Origin of the sequence: Mycobacterium sp. shizuoka-1 (assembly GCF_002723835.1) — a bacterium.
Taxonomy (GTDB): Bacteria; Actinomycetota; Actinomycetes; order Mycobacteriales; family Mycobacteriaceae; genus Mycobacterium.
In genome coordinates this window covers 90287-108948 of sequence record NZ_BEWG01000022.1, presented here as the reverse complement: position 1 = coordinate 108948, position 18662 = coordinate 90287, and the positions used below count along the sequence as shown (strand labels likewise).

Below are 18662 nucleotides of genomic sequence, written 5' to 3'. Positions count from 1 at the left end.
GTACTGTGACCGGGAATCGCCGACATCAGCGAAAGAAAATCGAGAAGCATAACGGGTCGCAGTTACGCTGCACATGGCACGGCGAAAGTGCGGAGAGTAAGGAAGCGACATGACCAGGTACCGCAGGACTATCGCGGTCTTCGCCATTCTCGGCGCCATTGTCGGGGCGGCGCTCGGCTTCCTTCTGGCCCCGCGGTCGCACTGGTATCAGTCCTCGGCCAACGTCGCCTTGCTTCCGGCGCCCGATCTGACCACTGAACAGTCGTCGTCCTTCTGGGAGGTACTGACTCGGGGTCAGGTCAGCAGAACCGCTGCCGTGCTCTACAACGATCCCCGCTGGTTGCCCTCGGCCGCCAACGCCGCCAAGGTGCCGCAGGCCGATCTCTCGATCTCGGCTGCGGCGCTGCCTGATACCACGATCGTGGTCGTCACGGTGGTCGCCCACTCCGCGGCCGCGGCCGAGGCCGGCCTCAACGACGTGCTCAACCGCGCCACCCCGAACGTGAGCTCCCTGGCTGCGCCGTTCGCGGTGAAGGTGATGTGGCCGCCGGAGGACAACGCGCTGCCCCTGCCGAGTCCGCGGCGCTCGCAGTTCGCGGCCGCGGTCGGGCTCGGTGGCCTGCTCATCGGTGCCGGCGGCGGGTGGCTGCTGGCCCGGTCGCGGGAGCGGCGTGGCGGTCCTGGCGCTCGTCGCGCCGACAGCGTGCCCGAAGAGGCGCTGCCGGGGCTATGACCGGGTCGATCCGGGTCGCGCCGCAGTCCGGCGAACGCGCGGCGATGGCCCTGGTTGGCGGTGCCGCGACGGTAGCGGCTGTGATGATGTTCGGCGCGCGCAGTCCGTTGTTCGCGGTGGCGGCGCTCGTCGGCGGCGTCGGGCTGGTGTACGCGGCGAGGCGCCCGACGTTGGCTCTGGTCATCATGGTCGCCATCGAAGTCAGCAACCTCTCGGGCGTGATGGAGCAGCACGGTAGCGTTCCGGTGTTCCAGGGCTCGATGGCGGTCGGCCTGCTCGCCGTCGGGTTCGGTCTGCGGGATCCGCAGTTGCGCGGCCGCCTCAACGCCTGGACGGTGATCTGCGCCGGCTTGTTGGCCGTGTTCCTCGCCACCCAGGTGGTGGCGGCCATCGGCAGCTCGAATGTCGGGGAGTCGCTGTCCTCGCTGCGCCGCACCAGTATCGATCTGCTGTTCTTGATGCTGGTTCTGCTGCTGGCTCAGATGACCGCACGGCCATGGGCCATCGCGATCACGATGGTGGTGGTGCTGAGCGCGTTGTCGGTCCTCACCTTCGTCGACTACGCGGTCTTCGGTGGCGCCACCTCATTCGGCGGATTCTCCATCGTCACAACGTCTACCGGTGAACTCGTGACCACGCCGAGATACGGCGGCCCGCTACCGGATTCGAACTTCTGGGGCAGGCACCTGATCATGGGTCTGCCACTGGCCGCGGCCTTGCTGACCAAGTCGTTGCGGGCATCGAACAAGGTGGCCGCGGCTGCGGTCGCCCTGTCGATCGTCGCGCTGTTGGTCGGGATCTATCTGACCCAGTCGCGTGGCACGTTCGTGTCGGCCGGCATCGCCATGGCGGTGTGGTTCCTGGCCTCCGAGCGTTCGGTTCGCCGGTGGGGGCTGGCCAGTGTGCCCGCCGTGATGGCGCTGTTCTTCGCTCCCGGTGTGGGAGACCGCCTGCAGGACATGGTCCAGCAGCTCAGCCAGGGCGATGCGAACGGTCACATCGACCCGTCGCTGCTCGGTCGGCTCGCCGCCCAGGAGCAGGCGGCGATGATGTGGGAGCAGCGGCCCTATTTCGGTTTCGGCCCAGGCACGTTCGCCGGCGAGGTGATCAACTTCGCCGGCCGGGTGGCAACGGCCGTGCGCGAGCCCAACCTCGAGGCGCACAACATCTACCTGTCCTTGCTCGCCGAGTCGGGTGCGTTCGGGCTGGCCGGCTGGTGCCTGATGGTGCTGGGCTTCGTGATGATCCTGGTGATGCGGATCATCGCGCAGCCGCGATCACCGGACCGGATCCTGGTGGCCGCGCTCGCCGCGGCCATCATCGGCTGGTCGTTCTCGAGCGCCGGACTTCACCTGGCGTACTTCCGCACCTTCGCGGTGGTGCTGGCGGCGGTGGCCGCGGTGGCGCCCGCGTGGCCGGTCGCGCCGGCGATCATCCGACGATTCGTCCGCGACGTCGGGATCTGGTTCCTGGCGGTGGGGGTGGGCGCCGGCCTGTTCTGGACGTACCTGACAATGAACAGCTCGATGGTCTACCAGGCCACCCAACACATGACCTTGGCGCCTGCCCAGCCGATCAGCGGTTGGTATGCCTACGCGCTCGACGTCCGGTCGCGCATCGAACTGTTGCCTACCATGGCCAGGGTGTTGCATGACCCCAAGTCGCCGGTCACCATCGACGCCGACGCCGTACGCGGTCTGTTGACCTTTACCGCCAAGGGGGACAGTGCGATCGAGGCACGCGACGAACTGCAGCGCGCGGTGGCCGTCTCCGGAACCCGGTTGAGTCAGGTCAACGGCTACGACCAGTATCTGCTGCAGACCATCGGGAGCATGCAGATCACCTCGGCGCGCGATCACACCACCACGACCGTGGTTGCCGCCGTCGCCGTCGGTGCCGCCGGCGGACTGGTGACCGGCATCGCACTCTCGGCCCTGCTGAGCCGGCGACGAAACGAGGGCTCGGAACCCACTGTGCCGCTACGGATCGACAATCGGGTCACCGTCGAATGATCGGTGGCGGCATCGCCGCGACGCGTCGGACCTCCTGGCGGCCTGGCCGGCTCACGGCGTCGGTGTGGGGCATCGTGATCGCGGTGCTGGCGGTCGTGATCGGCTCGACCGCCTGTTCCGCCTCAGTCGGCGTGGGCGCCGGCTCCGCGTTGCCGTTCGCCCCCGATAGTCCCTGGCGGCGAACAGTTTCCGACAATCCTGCGATCGATCCGAACAGTGCGGCGATGATCAGGGGAGTCCAATCCGAACGCGCCCTGTTCGCCAATCTGGTGGAGTTCGGCGTTCCGATCTTCACCACCGGCTCGGACACGCCCACCTACGCGGTGAAATGCACGGGCCACGAATGGGGTGTGTGTCCGTTCGCCGGCTGGCCGGTGCCGATTCCGGCTCACGCGAAACCGAATTCGGGCTCAGACGGCGCGATGGTGACCATCGACGAAACGACCGCCACCGTCTTCGAGTTCTGGCGGGCGGGACGCAACGACAGCGCCTGGGCGACCCAGTGGGGTGCGGTGAACAGTCTGCAGGGGTCGGGGTGGGGCGGGTCGGCGACCGGATCCGGCGCCTCGCGGCTGGCCGGCGTCATCCGCGTCGCAGAGATCGGCGCCGGTGACATCCCGCACGCGCTGGCGCTGCAAACCAGCAACGCCTGCACCACCTTTCGCCGTCCGGCGCTGAAGTCCGACGGCACGTCGGTCCGATCGGACTGCATTCCCGAAGGTGCGCATCTGCAACTGGATCCCGTACTGGACCTGAGCACACTCGGGCTCAGCAAGGGCGAGCTGGCGGTGGCGACCGCCATGCAGCGCTACGGCGGATACGTCGTGGACGTGGGCGGCGCGCCGCTCAGCGTGAGCTTCGAACTCGACACGTCGGCGCCGCACGGCCTGGGTAAGGTCTACCAGGCTGCGGGATTTCGTTGGGACTACGACCCGATGGACCGCGTTCCATGGGAGAAATTGCGCGTGTTGGGCTGACGCTGGTCAGTCAACCGGGCGAACCACTCCAGAGGTGCTGCTATCGTGCACAAATGGCCCTCAAGCACGCCGTCTACGACGCGCTGAACCGACCGCAAACCCGCTGGTTGCTCGGGCTTGCAGCGTCCGCGGGTAAGACACTCCGGGGCCAGCGCACCGTGATCACCTATGACCGGCAGACCGGTGATTGGCTGACCCGAACCCGTGCCGGGGCCATGCTGATGTCGGACCTGAAAGGTGGTGAAGGAATGGATGCCGGGCAGTGTGATGCGTTCGCTCGGGACGTCTTCCTTCGCGACTACTCGATCCGGCCCGGCGACGTGGTCCTCGATGTCGGCGCCGGCATCGGGACCGAGGCCCTTCCCTTCTCGAAAATGGTTGGCGAGTCGGGCAGAGTCATCGCCGTCGAGGCGCATCCCACGACGTACGCCAAGCTCGAACGGGTCTGCCAGGTGAACAACCTTCGCAACGTCGAACCGATCCACGCGGCGGTGATGGACTCCGACGAGCCGGTGATGATCAGTGACCTGCAAGCAGAGTCCTATCTCGAGAACAAGATCGGCGCACAGGGTGTGCCGGTCCCGGCGATCACGATCCCCGACCTGATGGCCAAGCTGCATGTGGAGCGAATCGATTTCCTCAAGATGAACATCGAAGGCGCTGAAGTGCCTGCCCTGCGCGGCGCAAAGGATGTACTTCCGCTGGTCGGCCATGCCGCGATCGGATGCCACGACTTCCTGGCCGATGAAACAGGGGACGAGTCGTACCGCACCAAGGAACAGGTACGTGCGATGTTGGTCGACGCCGGTTTCACCGTGACCTCCAGGGACGACGATCCACGGCCGTGGGCGGCCGGCTATCTTTTCGCGTCGCGCTGAGATCCACCGTCGTGGGTCGGCCACAAGTGCGGCCACGAGTCCCGCCGCAAGCTTTATGATGGCCGTGAAAACGCTGCGGCTCCATGTTGATCGGGGATTCTTCGGGTGGTACAGGGCGAGGATCCGACTGTAACGGGAGAGAGCCGCGACGAGGTCGGGGGCGAGGCTGCACAGACGCCACAAGCTGCCCCGCCGACGGGCCGGCAGGCGGCGTGGAACTACTTGGTCTTCGGGTTGAGCAAGAGCTCGACGCTGATCATGACGATCGTGGCGGCTCGACTTCTCGATCCCGCCGATTTCGGTCTGTTCACGCTGGCGCTGTTGGTCGTCAACCTCTTCGACTACATGAAGGATCTCGGTGTCGGCGCTGCGCTCGTGCAAAGTCCTGGGCAGTGGGAGCGGCTCGCGCCGACCGGCCTGACCCTCTCGGCGGCGTTCGGTGTCGTCGCCGGTGCCTCGCTCGCCGTGTTCGCACCGTTGGGAGCGGAGCTGGTCCATCAGCCCGGGCTCACGCCGCTGATCAGGGTGCTGGCGATCGGGCTGACCATCTCGGCATTCAGCGCCATCCCCGCCGCCCGGTTGCGGCGTGATCTCGACTTCCGGCAGCGAATCTGGCCGGAGTTCCTGGGTTCTGTCGCCAAGGCGGCATTGACGATTGGGTTGGCGGCCGCCGGGCACGGGGTCTGGAGCCTGGTCTACGGCCAGCTGCTCGGGACCGTGTTGACCACGGTCCTGTACTGGGTGGTCGCCCGAACCCGGGTCGCTTTCGGATTCGACCGGGCGGAGGCCCGCAACCTGATTCGGTACGGCTCCGCGTTGACCGGTGTCGCACTACTGAGTTTCGCAATGTTCAACATGGATTACCTGTTCATCGGTATCCGGCGCGGCGATGAGCAGCTGGGCCTGTACACCCTGGCCTACCGGTTGCCCGACCTGTTGGTGCTGGCCCTGTGCAACGTGATCAGCGAGGTGCTGTTCAGTTCACTGTCTCGGCTGCAACATGCCCGCGAACGTCTCTCGGAGCACTTCTTGGAAGTCATGGCGGTGACGATGGCGTTGAGCGCGCCGATCAGCGTCGTGCTGGCGACCGTCGCCCCGGCCGTCATCGCCACGCTTTACGGGCCCCAATACGCTGGTGCGGCACCAGTACTCGTGGTGTTGTCGGTGTACGGTCTGCTCTTCTCGGTGTCCTGGCATGCCGGCGACGTGTTCAAGGCGATCGGGCGCCCGTCGCTGCTGCTCGCAACGGGCACAGCCAGACTCGTGCTCATGGTCGGCCCTGTTTGGTGGGCTGCCGGCCACAGCATCGTCGCGGTGGGATTGGCGCTCGTCGCCGTCGAGTGCGTGCTGTTCTTGGTGAACACCGTGCTGCTGCAGACAACCGGCGGCATCACAGCGGGCCAACTGTGGAACGCGATCAGCCAGCCGTTGCCGGCGGCGGTGGGGATGGGCATTGTCATGCTGGGGACAGCCCATCTGATGTCTGGGCTCCCCGCACCGGCAGTGCTTTTCGTCAGCGTGATTGCCGGATTGCTCACCTATGTCCTCGGCTTGCAGATCAGTGCACCAGCCCTGTTCGAGGCGGGCCTCGCGGTGGTCCGCTCCGTCCGGGGCGGCGCGGCTGCCGCACCGGCGCAGCGCGACGGTGGCGGCGGCCCCCGGAAACTGGCCAGAGTCGTGTCGACCGTCCTCGTCATGGTCGGTTTGGCTCCCATCGTGGCTGCGGTGAAGGGCATTCGGCGCTCCGTTGGCACGCGTCGTGGCCGTGCGCGGGGCGAATCCTCTTATCGGATCGGGGGTCCGCGTTGATCGAGTATGGCGGCTCGTCGAGACCGACGCGGGTACTGATGATCCTGGACTCGTACAACTTCGGTGGGGCGGAGAATCTGATCGCCGAGTTGGGCCGTTATGCTCCTGCGGCCCTTGACGTCTCCGTGGCAAGTCTGGCACCCGAGGACAGCGGCAGGAATGCCATGCTCGGACGGCTGGCCGACGCGGGCCTGGATCCGACCTACATCTCGGTCCGAAAGCTGCTGGATGTTCGAGGTTTCGCCCGGTTGGTGCGCACGTTGCGCCGTGCGCCGGTGGACGTCGTGCATGCCCACCTCGGTTACTCGGCGACTTTGGTTCCGCTCGCTGCGCGGCTGGTGGGCAAGCCTGTCGTCGCCACCTTGCACCTGAGTCCCCAACCGCACACGAGTCGCGGGGAATGGCTCAAAGAGCGTTTGTCCGTGCGTATTCCGGCTCGACTGGGCCGGTTGGTGCTGGTGTCGCAGCACGCCTTCGACCAGTACGCCGTGCGGCACGGACCAGCCCGGTCCACCTGGCGGATGATCCCCAACGGAGTCGACGTAGCCCGCTACCGGATGCGGACCCGGCCGCACAGCACCGAGCGACCGGTATGGGCTGTGGTGGCCGCGCTGCGGCCGGACAAGAATCATGTCGATCTCGTCCGCGCGTGGGCGGGTGTGGTGGCGGTGCACCCGGAGGCGACCCTCCTCGTGGTCGGCGACGGGCCGAGCCGCGTCGACATCGAGCGCGCGATAGTTGAAGTGGGACTGAGTGATTCGGTGAGGCTACTCGGTCGGCGTGAGGACGTGCCCGAGATTCTGGCGACCGTCGATGGGGTGGTGTCCGCCTCCGTCGATGAAGCACTACCGACCGCGCTGATCGAAGCGGGGGCCAGCGGCCTGCCGGTGGTGGCCTCCGACGCGGGTGGCACCCGGGAGATCGTCGTGGACAGGGTGACCGGCCGGTTGGTACCGCTGCGTGACGTGCCGGCGCTGACCGAAGCGCTGCTGGAGACCATCGGGAATCCGGAGCTGGCCGCCGCCTACGGGGCGGCGGGCCGGGCGCAGGCCGAAGAGAAGTATTCGATGCGTACGTGGGTCGACCGGCTCGGGCAGCTCTATCAGGAGGTCATCGATGAACGTGCCTGACCCGGCCCCGCCGGTGCCGTTGACGGTGGCGCACGTGATTCATTCCCTTGGCCCCGGCGGCGCGGAGGCAGTACTGGTCGATCTGGCGCGCTCCGCCCCCTCCGCCGCGATCCGCCTTGTCGTCGTGGGTCTTTCCGACGCGCAATCGGAGTCCGGTACGGACAACCGGGTCGTCCCGCAGCTGCGTGCGCAGGGGGTGACCGTCTACGAGCTGCACTCGGGTCGCTACGACCTCACCGCCGTCAGGCGGTTGGCCAAAGTGCTGCGCGACGAAGGCGTCGACATCGTGCACACCCACCTCAAACATGCCGATCTGGTCGGCGGACTGGCCGCCAAGGTGGTCGGTGTGCCGTCGGTGTCGACGCTGCACGTCATCGATATCGCGACATCCCGGATGCACGGCGTCCGGGTCAAGGCGGCGGTTCTGGGACGCCGCGTTCTGTCCAGCGTGGTGATCGCGCTGTCCAGTGCCCAACGCCGGTGGTACGCGCAGTACGCCGGCGCGGGCGCTCCGATCGTGGTGTTGCCCAACGGGGTGGCCGAACCAGACGTGACACGCGCGGGCTGGGAGGTTCGCGCCGAGATCGACGTCCCCGACGGTCATCTGCTCGCGGTCTGCGCGAGCCTGATGCGCCCGGAGAAGGGGCATGCGGACCTGATCGAGGCGGTCCGCCTGCTGCCCGACGATGTTCCCCTCGTCGTGGCGCTGGCCGGTGACGGACCGCTGCTCGACGGATTTCGCTCCAGCGTCGAGGCCGATCCTGTGCTCGCTGAACGGATCCGGATTCTCGGATTCCGTCGCGACGTCCCAGACCTGATCGCGGCAGCCGACTTCGTCGTTCAGCCGTCTCTGGAGGACGCGCTGCCGACGTCGCTCATCTCGGCACTGGCCGGCGGCCGCCCCATCGTGGCGACCGACGTCGGCGGCATTCCCGACATCGTCGGCCCCGGTTGCGGATTGCTGGTCGAACCGGCCGACCCCGCCGCGCTGAGTGCGGCGATAGCCGAGATGGCGTCCATGATCCGGGCCGACCCGCAAGCCTTGAAGGCGATCCGACGAGCCACCCGACAGCGGTACGAGACTCGTTTCAGTGCCGACGTCTGGGCCAAGAATCTGCGAGCTCTCTACGATCGCGTGCTCGACGGCGGAGTGGTTGGTTCGGTGCGACGCGTTGCGCTGGTGGAGTTTCCGCCGTCGGGCGGCCTGTTCCAGTTCTCCCTGCAGCTCGGCGAGGCCTTGGCGCGCGCCGGGGAGCGTGTCGACGTCATCACCGGACCTTCGCCGGAACTGTTGTCGCGAGAGCCGGGTTGCCAGGTCGTCAGCATTCTGCCGACGTGGCATCCGACCGCGGGGGCGGACCTGCCGGAGTTATTGCGTTTAGGCCGCCGTGTCATCCGGGCAGGACGTCACACCGCAGCGTGGGTTGTGTTGCTGGCGCGGCTGATTCAGACCCGCCCCGGTGTGGTGGTGTGGTCGGCGTGGCGATTCCCGATAGACGGATGGGGTGTGCACGCCGTCCGCAAGGCGCTACCGAACGCCGTCCTGGCCCTGGTCGCCCACGAACCCAGGCCGCTTGTCGAGCAGCCCGGTCAGGACGGTTTGTACAAGACGTCGGCGCTGATGACCCGGGCGCTGGGCCGCGCCTACGGAGACCTCGACGTGGTGTTCGTGCTCGGCGAGTCAGCCAAACGGGTGCTGCTCCAGACGTGGCCGATCACCGCGCCGGTCCACGTGATTCCCCACGGCGACGAGGGGATCTTCGATGCTGCCGGCCTGCCGGGTGTGTTGAACACCGGCCCGGTCGCTTTGTCGTTCGGCACCGTCACGGCGTACAAGGGCATCGACACTCTGCTGAAGGCCTGGCCCGCGGTGCGAGCCCGAGTGGGTGACGCCGCGCTGGTGATTGCCGGCGCGTTGGGGCCCGATATGGACGAATCGCAACTGCGGGCGCAGATCCCACCCGGTGCCGGCGTCACGCTGAACCTGGGGTATGTCCCGATTTCCGATGTGACGCAATATTTCTCCGCGGCCAGGTGCGTCGTACTGCCCTACAAGCGCAGCTCGCAATCCGGGGTCGCTCACCTCGCCTACACCCTGGGTCGGCCCGTCGTGGCGACCCGGGTCGGGGACATACCGGATGTGGTCCGTGACGGGGTGTCGGGGCTGCTGGTGCCGCCGGATGATCCGGATGCATTGGCGCAAGCCCTGATCCGGGTTCTCACGGATCCTGAGTTGGCGGCGGCGATGGGTAAGGCCGGTGCCGACAGCCTGGCCACGAGCGGTTCCTGGGACGAGATCGCCGAGCGGTTCCTGGGCGCGCTGCCGCCGGGCGGGCGCGCCGGCGGCCCGGAGCAACCACCGAACGGCTAGATGTGCAGTTTGTGGGCAACCCCATTGAGGAGCGCAAAGGCCAAATAGTTGACGCGTAGCAGGCGCACATACGACGGCGACCGCTGCAGGTAGAGGCGGATCGCTGACAAGTACTGACCGGTTCGCGCCAATTGTTCAGCATCGATTGGAAATTCGGAGACTCGTAGCCCAGTCGGTGGCGTGCGGTGAAGGGGCCGGGTGTCGCAGAGCTTGGTGCAGAACAGAAATCCGGTTGCGGTGTCGATGAGGCTCTGGTCGAAGTTGAGCATGCCCCCGAATGGACGGATGTTGAGGTCGATCACCCAGTACTGTCCCTCGTCGTCGCGGATCGCCTGCAGGTTGATCGGCCCGGTCAATCCGACGCCGAGACAGACTTTTCGCCCGATTTCGGTGAAGATTGGCTCGTCGACCACCTCATACCCCAGGGGGGCGCCGGTCGGGTTCGACGGGGAGGCCAGCCCTCGATACGTCAACTCCTGCACGATGCCCTCGTCGGCGAGCATCGCGCCGTACGACAAGATCGGGCCGGTGACGAACCGTTGGTAGAAGAAGTCGGCGGGGGAACCCATGGCCTCGGCGGCGTGCGCTGCCTCGGCGACGGTGTGGGCGATGCGAATACCCGAACCTGCCGCCCCGTAGTTGGCCTTCAGCACGACGGGCAGGCCGAGTTTCTCCGCCGCCTCGCCGGCCGGCGTGGATCCCGGGAGCTGATCGGGCACCAGGGCGCCCCGCTCGAGGACCAGGATGCCCGCGGTGGTCTTGTTGCTCAACTTGCGCTGGACGCGCAGGCTGTCGGCATTGTCGGCCGTCAGTCGGTCGATCGCGTCCTCGGGGATGGCGTCGAGCAGAGTGTCGACCACGTTCACCTTCACCGGGTGGAAGGGTTCGAGCAGCTCGGGCAGGTGCTGAAGCGCGCCGGCTTCCGGCAGATACACAGCGCGGTCATAGAGCAGCCTGTCCACCAGACGCGCAATCCGGCCGGTCTGGGCGGTGGTGATGCGGACCGTCCGGTACCCGTGGCGGCGCACCAGCGCGGCGACCTGTTGGAAGCTGTGCCACAGCGGACTGTCGTCGACGAACACCACGGCGCCTCGCTCGGGCTGCCTCATCTGAACCTCCGGCCGAGAACGACCGACAGAGTCTATGCCGGAATGGGCCTTGCCGGCGCATGCTCAGCGAAGCAATTCCAACCTGTTCACCTGATGTTTGCCTTAGTTGGGCAAGGATCGAGACGTTCGCGGACGCAACGCTACTGTGCAGCGCGGGTGGCGGGGTGCACCGCGATGAGCGGAAAGCCGCCGCGCCGCTTGCACATGGCCGCCAATTCGGCGTACGCCTTCTCGCCCAGCAGCTCGGTCAGTTCCGGCGCGTAGGACTGCCAGACCTGCTTCTTGCCGACGTGTGCGGCCGGGTCGCCGGTGCAATACCAGTGCAGGTCCGCCCCGCCCTCACCCCACCCGCGCCGGTCGTACTCGGTGATCGTGGTCTTGAGCACTTCGGTGCCGTCGGGCCGGGTGATCCACTCCTGGCTGCGCCGGATCGGCAGCTGCCAGCACACCTCGGGTTTCATCGTCAGCGGCTCGACCCCGAGCTTGAGTGCCTTGGTGTGCAGGGCGCAGCCGATGCCGGTCGGGAAGCCCGGCCGGTTCAGGAAGATGCAGGCGCCCTTGTATTTGCGGGTGCGCAGGTTGGGCTTGTCGTCGTACTCGTCCATCTCGAGGTAGCCCTTGGGGCCCAGGCCCTTGTCCCGGAACTGCCAGTCCGCGTCGGTCAGCTTCTTCACAGCGTCGTCGAGGTTGGCCCGGTCGTCGTCGTCGGACAGGAACGCCCCGTGCGAGCAGCAGCCGTCATCGGGACGTCCCTCGACCGTGCCTTTGCAGGCCGGGGTGCCGAACACGCACGTCCAATGCGACAGCAGCCAGGTCAGGTCCGCGGCGATCAGATGCTCCGGATTGTCCGGGTCGTAGAACTCCACCCATTCGCGGGGGAAGTCCAGGTCAACTTCGCCGGGGTGCCCATGTGTCACAGCGCCCAACCGTAATGCACATGCGCGCGGTCTTCGCGCTGGCTTTTGCTCCATGTCGCAAGTGGCAGGCTAGTTTTGTTCACGTGCGATTAGGCGTGCTCGACGTGGGCAGCAACACGGTTCATCTGCTGGTGGTCGATGCCCACCGGGGCGGGCACCCGACTCCGATGAGTTCGACCAAAGCGGCGCTGCGGCTCGCCGAGGCCATCGACGACTCCGGAAAGCTCACCCGGCGCGGCGCCGACAAGCTGATCGACACCGTCGACGAGTTCGCCAAGATCGCGGCCAGCTCCGGCTGCGCCGATCTGATGGCCTTCGCCACCTCGGCGGTTCGCGATGCCACGAACTCCGAGGACGTGCTGGCCCGGGTGCTGGCCGAGACTGGGGTGAACCTGCAGGTGCTGTCCGGTTCCAACGAGTCCAGGCTGACTTTCCTGGCGGTCCGGCGGTGGTACGGCTGGAGCGCCGGACGGATCATCAACCTCGACATCGGCGGCGGCTCCCTGGAGCTGTCCAACGGCGTCGACGAGGCGCCCGAGGTGGCCTTGTCGCTGCCGCTGGGCGCGGGCCGGCTGACCCGGGAATGGCTGCCCGACGACCCGCCGGGCCGGCGCCGGGTGGCCATGCTGCGCGACTGGCTGGACAACGAGCTGGCCGAGGCCAGCGCATTCGTCCTGGAGGCCGGGGCTCCCGACCTCGCGGTCGCGACGTCGAAGACCTTCCGCTCGCTGGCCCGACTGACCGGGGCGGCTCCCTCGGGCGCCGGGCCCAGGGTCAAGCGGACGCTGACGGCCAACGGTTTGCGTCAGCTCATATCGTTCATCTCTAGGATGACCACGACCGACCGTGCCGAGTTGGAGGGAGTCAGTGCCGAGCGGGCGCCACAGATCGTGGCCGGTGCTCTGGTGGCGGAGGCGAGCATGCGAGCACTGTCTTTGGAATCCGTCGACATCTGTCCGTGGGCGTTGCGCGAGGGCATCATCCTGCGCCGACTCGACAGTGAAGCTGACGGAACTGCCCTGGTGGAGACGTCGGTGGGGGATGCTGGAGACAACGGTTTTGATCGGTCGACTGCCGCCCGATCGAGAGGCACACGATGACTGCACCAGATGACAGCGAGAACAGCCGGCCGATCTCGGTGGCCGAGCTGCTCGCCAAGAACGGCACGATCGGCTCCCCGCCGGTCGGCGGGCGCCGTCGCCGTCGCCGGGGGAACAGCGACGCGGTGACGGTCGCCGAACTGACCGGCGAGATCCCGATCATCCGGACCGGTGAGATCCCCGTCGTGCGGCCTGTCGCGGTGACCGAAGTCGAGACCGCCGAGGCCACCGAGACGGAGCCGGCCGAGCAGAAGCCCAGCACCAACGGATCGGCGCCGGCCGGCGAGTCGGACGTCGACGAGGTCGACGAGGTCGAACAGGCCGTCGAACCGGCCGAGGACCTGGAGGATCTCGAGGACCTCGACGAGGCCCCGCGGCCGTTCGAGGGGCCCCCACCGCGCGCCGACAGCCCGCTTCCGCGGCGCGAGAGCCGCCCCGAACGCAGCTACGACCCGCGCCCGCTGCGCAGGCCCGAACCCACGCCCTCGGCCGACACGTCGGCCGAGGAGGCCTCCGACGCCGAGCAGATGGCGTTCGACCCGCTCGACGAGGCGGCCCCCGGGTTGGACCTGACACCTGACGAGCAGGTCGAGGAAGCCGCCGAGCTGCAGTCCTACCTGCGGTCCTCGGGCGGCACCCTGTTCAGCGGCGAGACCGTCGCCGACGACCTCGCCCGCCGGGGTGTGGCCGCCGGCGACGAGCACGACGGCGAGGAGGAGGCGGCCGAACTCGACGACGAGCATCCCCGCGAGGGCAAGCTCACGATGCTGTGGCGCGGGCTGCTGGTGGCTGCCCAGTCGGTCCTGGCCGTCGCGTTCGGCGCCGGGTTGTTCATCGCGTTCGACCAGCTGTGGCGGTGGAACAACATCGTCGCGCTGGTGCTGTCGGTCCTGGTCATCCTGGGCCTGGTGGTGGCCGTGCGCATCGTCCGCAAAACCGAGGACATCGCCAGCACCCTGATCGCCGTGGCGGTCGGGGCTCTGGTCACCCTCGGGCCGTTGGCGTTGTTGCAATCGACCTGATTCGTCTGTGCGCCCCGCAATCAAGGTCGGTCTGTCGACGGCCTCGGTCTACCCGCTGAGGACCGAGGCCGCTTTCGAGTACGCCGCCGAATTGGGTTACGACGGTGTCGAACTCATGGTGTGGGCCGAGACGGTCAGCCAGGACATCGGCGCGATCGCCAAGCTGTCCCGCCGCTACAACGTGCCGGTGTTGTCGGTGCATGCGCCGTGCCTGTTGATCTCCCAGCGGGTCTGGGGCGCCAACCCGATTCCGAAGCTGACCCGCAGCGTGCAGGCGGCCGAGCGGCTCGGTGCGCAGACCGTGGTGGTGCACCCGCCGTTTCGCTGGCAGCGCCGCTACGCCGACGGCTTCAGCGAGCAGGTCGCGGAGTTGGAGAGCCGCAGCGACGTGCTGGTCGCGGTGGAGAACATGTTCCCGTTCCGGGCCGACCGGTTCTTCGGCTCCGGAGACCCGTCGATCGAGCGGATGCGCAAGCGCGGCGGCCGTCCCGGCGTGGGGATTTCGGCGTTCGCGCCGTCCTACGACCCGCTCGACGGCAACCACGCGCACTACACGCTGGACCTGTCGCACACCGCGACGGCCGGTACCGACGCCCTGGAGATGGCGCAGCGGATGGGGTCGGGTCTGGTGCACCTGCACCTGTGCGACGGCAACGGTGCGTCCACCGACGAACACCTGGTGCCCGGCCGGGGCACCCAACCCACCGTCGAGGTGTGTCAGATGCTGGCCGGCAGCGATTTCACCGGGCACGTAATCCTCGAGGTCACCACCTCGGGGGCGCGTACCAAAACCGAGCGAGAGGCCTTGCTGGTCGAGTCGCTCCAGTTCGCGCGCACGCATCTGCTGCGCTGAGAAAGGCAGTGATGTATCCCCGCTTCGACGACGCGCTCACCCTGCGTCCCCTCGATCACGGCTTTGAGGCAAACCTCAACGAGCACTGGACAATTGGGCCGAAGATCCACGGTGGTGTGATGCTGGCACTGTGCGCCAAGGCGGGCCGCGAGGGGTACGGGAACACCGGCGGGCCGCAGCGAAGCGACTCGGGGATCGGTACTGATTTCGAGCCGGTCGCGGTGTCGGCGGACTTCCTGTCGGCACCCGATCCCGGGCCGGTGCGACTGATCACCAGCGTGCACAAGCGCGGCAGACGGATCGGGTTGGTGGACGTGGAGCTCGTGCAGGGCGAGCGAACCTGCGTGCGTGCGGTGGTCACCCTCGGCGAGCCGGAACATCGCACCGAGCCGCTGCTGAGCGCCAATCCGGTGACCGCGGTGATGAGCGTCGAGCCGCCCGCCGACGTCGAGCCGATCGGTCCGGGGCATCCCGCCGCGGCGATCAACAACCTGGCCCGCGGCTGCGACATCCGTCCCGAGCTGACCGAGACCGTCGGCGACACCGGCGCTCCGGTGTTCAAGATCTGGGTCCGGCCCAAAGCGGGCCCGGTGGACGTGTTCTTCGCGCTCATGTGCGGCGACATCTCGGTCCCGGTCTGCTATGCCGTGGGGCGCCGCGGCTGGGCGCCCACGGTGCAGATGACCGCGTATCTGCGGGGGATGCCCGCCGAGGGCTGGCTGCGGGTGACCTGTACGACCACGCAGATCGGCCAGGACTGGTTCGACGCCGACCACACGGTGGTCGACAGCGCCGGCCGCATCATCGTGCAGACGCGGCAGCTGGCGCTGGTGCCCGCCCCTGAGAATGCGTGATTTCGGCGCGCAAACCGCCGCCAGGCGAACGGAATCGCGCCGAAATCGCCCAGCCCGCTAGGGTCTGTAGCCCATGGCCAGAATCGCGATCATCGGCGGCGGCAGCATGGGCGAGGCGATCCTTGCCGGACTGCTTCGGGCAGGGCGGCAGGTCAAGGACCTGGTGGTGTCCGAGCGGATGCCGGAGCGAGCACGCTACCTGGGCGAGAAGTACTCGGTCCAGCTGGCCGCGGTACCCGAGGCGGTGGAGACCGCCGCGTTCGTGATCGTCGCGGTGAAGCCGGCCGACGTCGAGTCGGTGGTCGGCGAGATCGCCGAAGCCGCCGCCCAGGCCGAGAGCGACACTGTCGAGCAGGTTTTCGTCACCGTCGTCGCCGGCGTGACGATCGGGTTCTACGAAACCCGGCTGCCGGCGGGCTCGCCGGTTGTCCGGGTGATGCCGAACGCCCCGGCACTGGTCGGTGCGGGCGTCAGCGCGCTGGCCGCCGGCCGATTTGCCACCCCTGAGCAGCTCGCCGACGTCGCGGCGGTGTTCAAGTGCGTCGGCGACGTGTTGACCGTCCCAGAGAGCCAGCTGGACGCCGTCACCGCGGTCTCCGGTTCCGGGCCGGCCTATTTCTTCCTGTTCGTCGAGGCGTTGGTCGACGCGGCGGTGGCCAACGGGCTCGGCCGGGCGGTCGCGACCGACCTTGCCGTGCAGACGATGGCCGGATCCGCGGCGATGCTGCTGGAACGCCTCGACAGTGAGCGTGCGACGGGCCAGGACAGCGGCCTGGACACCTCCCCCGCCCGGCTGCGGGCGATGGTGACCTCCCCGGGCGGGACCACCGCCGCTGGCCTGCGGGAACTCGAGGCGGGTGGGCTTCGGGCGGCTGTCGCGGCGGCCATCGAGGCCGCAAAAACACGCTCTGAGCAGCTAGGAATTACATCAGAGTAGTTCAAGAATTTTCGGATGGATCTACCCACACCCGTCGCAGTAACCCCACCCGCCACGCTATTCTCCTCGTGTATGCACGGCTGGGTGCCAGCGGTGGGGAAGCCGCTGGAACTGCCCGTGCCTGACGGATTGGGTTGCGATGACGTCTATGAACGGGCCATCGGCGCGGGATTCGGCTGGAAAATCGGCGCGCGATGCCGGTGGCGCCGACAGCACGCCGGCCGCCAGAGCTCAATTTCTGACCGTCGCCGAAGTGGCCGCGCTGATGCGCGTCAGCAAGATGACGGTGTACCGGCTGGTGCACAACGGGGAGCTGCCCGCGGTGCGGGTGGGTCGCTCGTTCCGGGTGCATGCCAAGGCCGTTCACGACCTGCTGGAGACGTCGTACTTCGACGCGGGCTAGCGGGCGCGAGGCCGTTTTTCGTTCCGCGTGCCTGCTTAGGTAAGGTGTCCGGGACACAAGAAGCCTGCTCTGGTGCAGGCACTGCGAAAACTTAGGTAGCGAATTTTCATGGGTTCAGTCATCAAGAAGCGGCGTAAGCGCATGTCGAAGAAGAAGCACCGCAAGCTGCTGCGTCGTACCCGGGTTCAGCGCAGAAAACTCGGTAAGTAGGTCCTGTGCCGGGCCTCGGGCGCATCCTCGCCCGGCCCCGGCCCGGCGGACCTCGGGCCGTGCCTGGCCCCGTCCCGGCCGATAGTCTGTGCAGATGGATTCCGGCGGTACCGATACTGAGACCCCGCACTACCCGAAGGTTGTGCTGGTCACCGGTGCGTGCCGTTTCCTCGGCGGGTACCTGACCGCCCGGCTGGCGCAGAACCCGTTGATCAACAAGGTCATCGCGGTCGACGCCGTCGCGCCCAGCAAGGATCTGCTGCGGCGGATGGGCCGTGCCGAATTCGTCCGTGCCGACATCCGAAATCCGTTTATCGCCAAGGTGATCCGAAACGGCGATGTGGACACCGTGGTGCACGCCGCCGCAGCCTCCTACGCCCCCCGCTCGGGTGGGCGCGCCACGTTGAAGGAAATCAACGTGATGGGCGCGATGCAGCTGTTCGCGGCCTGCCAGAAAGCGCCGTCGGTGCGCCGGGTCATCCTGAAGTCGACCTCCGAGGTCTACGGTTCCCATGCCCACGACCCGGTGGTGTTCACCGAGGACAGCAGCAGTCGCCGCCCGCCGGGTGAGGGCTTCGCCCGCGACAGCATCGACATCGAGGGCTATGCACGCGGCCTGGGCCGGCGCAGGCCCGACATCGCTGTCACCATCCTGCGACTGGCCAACATGATCGGCCCGGCGATGGACACGGCGTTGTCGCGGTATCTGGCCGGCCCGCTGGTGACCACCGTGCTCGGCCATGACGCGCGGCTGCAGCTGTTACACGAGCAGGACGCCCTGGGGGCGCTGGAGCGGGCCACCATGGCGGGCAGGTCAGGCACCTTCAACATCGGAGCCGACGGTGTGATCATGATGTCGCAGGCGATTCGGCGATCCGGGCGGCTTGCGGTTCCGTTGCCGAATTCCGGGGTTTGGGCACTGTATTCGTTGCAGCGGGCGGGTCGGACCTCCGACCTCAACCGTGACCAGATGGATTGGCTTAATTACGGCCGCGTCATGGACACCACGCGAATGCGCTCCGAGTTGGGCTTTACGCCGAAATGGACGACGATAGAGGCCTTCGACGACTACGTGCGGGGCCGGGGTTTGACCCCGATCATCGACCCGAAATGGGTACGCTCTCTGGAGAGTCGCGCAGTCGCCGTGGCGCAGCGATGGGGCGGCTGATGGGCCGATGGTGGGGAGAAGGTAGCCGAAGTGGCGGGTGAATCCAAAGCGAAAGTGATTCCGCTGCACTCGAATACGAATCGTGCAGCGGCGGCCCGACGTGCCGCGGCGCGCGCCGAGGCGGCCCGCCGACATCCCTCGCTGCTGGCTGATCCCGGCACCCGCGCCTCGGCGGAAGA

At 67.6% G+C, this 18662-nt stretch carries 17 protein-coding genes and 1 pseudogene; 16 read left to right on the top strand and 2 right to left on the bottom strand.

Annotation, left to right across the window (positions count from 1 at the left end; all coding sequences use genetic code 11):
* Window positions 1–109: 109 nt before the first annotated feature.
* The 7 genes from MSZK_RS07055 (at window position 110) to MSZK_RS07025 (ending at window position 9910) form a co-directional block, all read left to right on the top strand.
* Window positions 110–733 (top strand): YtxH domain-containing protein, encoded by a 624-nt coding sequence (locus MSZK_RS07055; RefSeq protein WP_099246243.1) that lies wholly within the window; start codon window positions 110–112, stop codon window positions 731–733.
* Window positions 730–2745, top strand: a complete 2016-nt coding sequence (locus MSZK_RS07050) for an O-antigen ligase (protein ID WP_099246241.1) — start codon at window positions 730–732, stop codon at window positions 2743–2745. The genes MSZK_RS07055 and MSZK_RS07050 overlap by 4 nt, the downstream gene beginning before the upstream one ends.
* Before the next feature lie 224 nt (window positions 2746–2969).
* A complete protein-coding gene (locus MSZK_RS07045) occupies window positions 2970–3722 on the top strand; it encodes a hypothetical protein (protein ID WP_233211150.1) in 753 nt (250 codons plus the stop codon).
* The gene (locus MSZK_RS07040) at window positions 3665–4600 is read left to right on the top strand and encodes an FkbM family methyltransferase (RefSeq protein WP_142389887.1); all 936 of its coding nucleotides are present in this window, start codon (window positions 3665–3667) and stop codon (window positions 4598–4600) included. The genes MSZK_RS07045 and MSZK_RS07040 overlap by 58 nt, the downstream gene beginning before the upstream one ends.
* Window positions 4601–4705: 105 nt before the next feature.
* On the top strand, window positions 4706–6409 hold the full coding sequence (locus MSZK_RS07035) for a lipopolysaccharide biosynthesis protein (protein WP_099246237.1): 1704 nt from the start codon (window positions 4706–4708) through the stop codon (window positions 6407–6409).
* A gap of 38 nt (window positions 6410–6447) precedes the next feature.
* Entirely contained in the window at window positions 6448–7539 is a 1092-nt protein-coding gene (locus tag MSZK_RS07030) for a glycosyltransferase (RefSeq protein ID WP_099246235.1), read from the top strand.
* Window positions 7526–9910 carry a glycosyltransferase gene (locus MSZK_RS07025; RefSeq protein ID WP_233211149.1) on the top strand — a complete coding sequence of 795 codons (2385 nt, stop codon included), beginning with the start codon at window positions 7526–7528 and terminating at the stop codon, window positions 9908–9910. Before MSZK_RS07030 ends, MSZK_RS07025 begins: the two co-directional genes overlap by 14 nt.
* Here the strand turns inward: MSZK_RS07025 and MSZK_RS07020 are convergent.
* Window positions 9907–11019, bottom strand: a complete 1113-nt coding sequence (locus MSZK_RS07020; protein WP_099246233.1) for a hypothetical protein — start codon at window positions 11017–11019, stop codon at window positions 9907–9909. The genes MSZK_RS07025 and MSZK_RS07020 overlap by 4 nt on opposite strands.
* 140 nt (window positions 11020–11159) lie before the next feature.
* A complete protein-coding gene (locus tag MSZK_RS07015) occupies window positions 11160–11990 on the bottom strand; it encodes a hypothetical protein (RefSeq protein WP_371411295.1) in 831 nt (276 codons plus the stop codon).
* A 29-nt stretch (window positions 11991–12019) separates the two neighbouring features.
* On the opposite strand from MSZK_RS07015, the gene MSZK_RS07010 reads away from it, so the two are divergent.
* The 9 genes and pseudogenes from MSZK_RS07010 to MSZK_RS33540 form a co-directional block, all read left to right on the top strand.
* On the top strand, window positions 12020–13036 hold the full coding sequence (locus tag MSZK_RS07010; protein WP_099246229.1) for a Ppx/GppA phosphatase family protein: 1017 nt from the start codon (window positions 12020–12022) through the stop codon (window positions 13034–13036).
* Entirely contained in the window at window positions 13033–14058 is a 1026-nt protein-coding gene (locus MSZK_RS07005; protein ID WP_099246227.1) for a hypothetical protein, read from the top strand. The genes MSZK_RS07010 and MSZK_RS07005 overlap by 4 nt, the downstream gene beginning before the upstream one ends.
* 7 nt (window positions 14059–14065) lie before the next feature.
* On the top strand, window positions 14066–14911 hold the full coding sequence (locus MSZK_RS07000) for a sugar phosphate isomerase/epimerase (protein ID WP_099246225.1): 846 nt from the start codon (window positions 14066–14068) through the stop codon (window positions 14909–14911).
* Window positions 14912–14922: 11 nt separating this feature from the next.
* Entirely contained in the window at window positions 14923–15765 is an 843-nt protein-coding gene (locus tag MSZK_RS06995) for a thioesterase family protein (protein WP_099246223.1), read from the top strand.
* 73 nt (window positions 15766–15838) lie between these two features.
* Window positions 15839–16702 carry a pyrroline-5-carboxylate reductase gene (gene proC, locus MSZK_RS06990; RefSeq protein WP_099246221.1) on the top strand — a complete coding sequence of 288 codons (864 nt, stop codon included), beginning with the start codon at window positions 15839–15841 and terminating at the stop codon, window positions 16700–16702.
* Between the two features lie 139 nt (window positions 16703–16841).
* Window positions 16842–17105 carry a helix-turn-helix domain-containing protein gene (locus MSZK_RS06985; RefSeq protein WP_099246219.1) on the top strand — a complete coding sequence of 88 codons (264 nt, stop codon included), beginning with the start codon at window positions 16842–16844 and terminating at the stop codon, window positions 17103–17105.
* 108 nt (window positions 17106–17213) lie between these two features.
* Window positions 17214–17315, top strand: a complete 102-nt coding sequence (locus MSZK_RS06980; protein WP_003402602.1) for a 30S ribosomal protein bS22 — start codon at window positions 17214–17216, stop codon at window positions 17313–17315.
* A 94-nt stretch (window positions 17316–17409) separates the two neighbouring features.
* On the top strand, window positions 17410–18483 hold the full coding sequence (locus MSZK_RS06975) for an SDR family oxidoreductase (protein ID WP_099246217.1): 1074 nt from the start codon (window positions 17410–17412) through the stop codon (window positions 18481–18483).
* Between the two features lie 30 nt (window positions 18484–18513).
* Window positions 18514–18662, top strand: a pseudogene (locus tag MSZK_RS33540) (hypothetical protein); the annotation flags it as partial.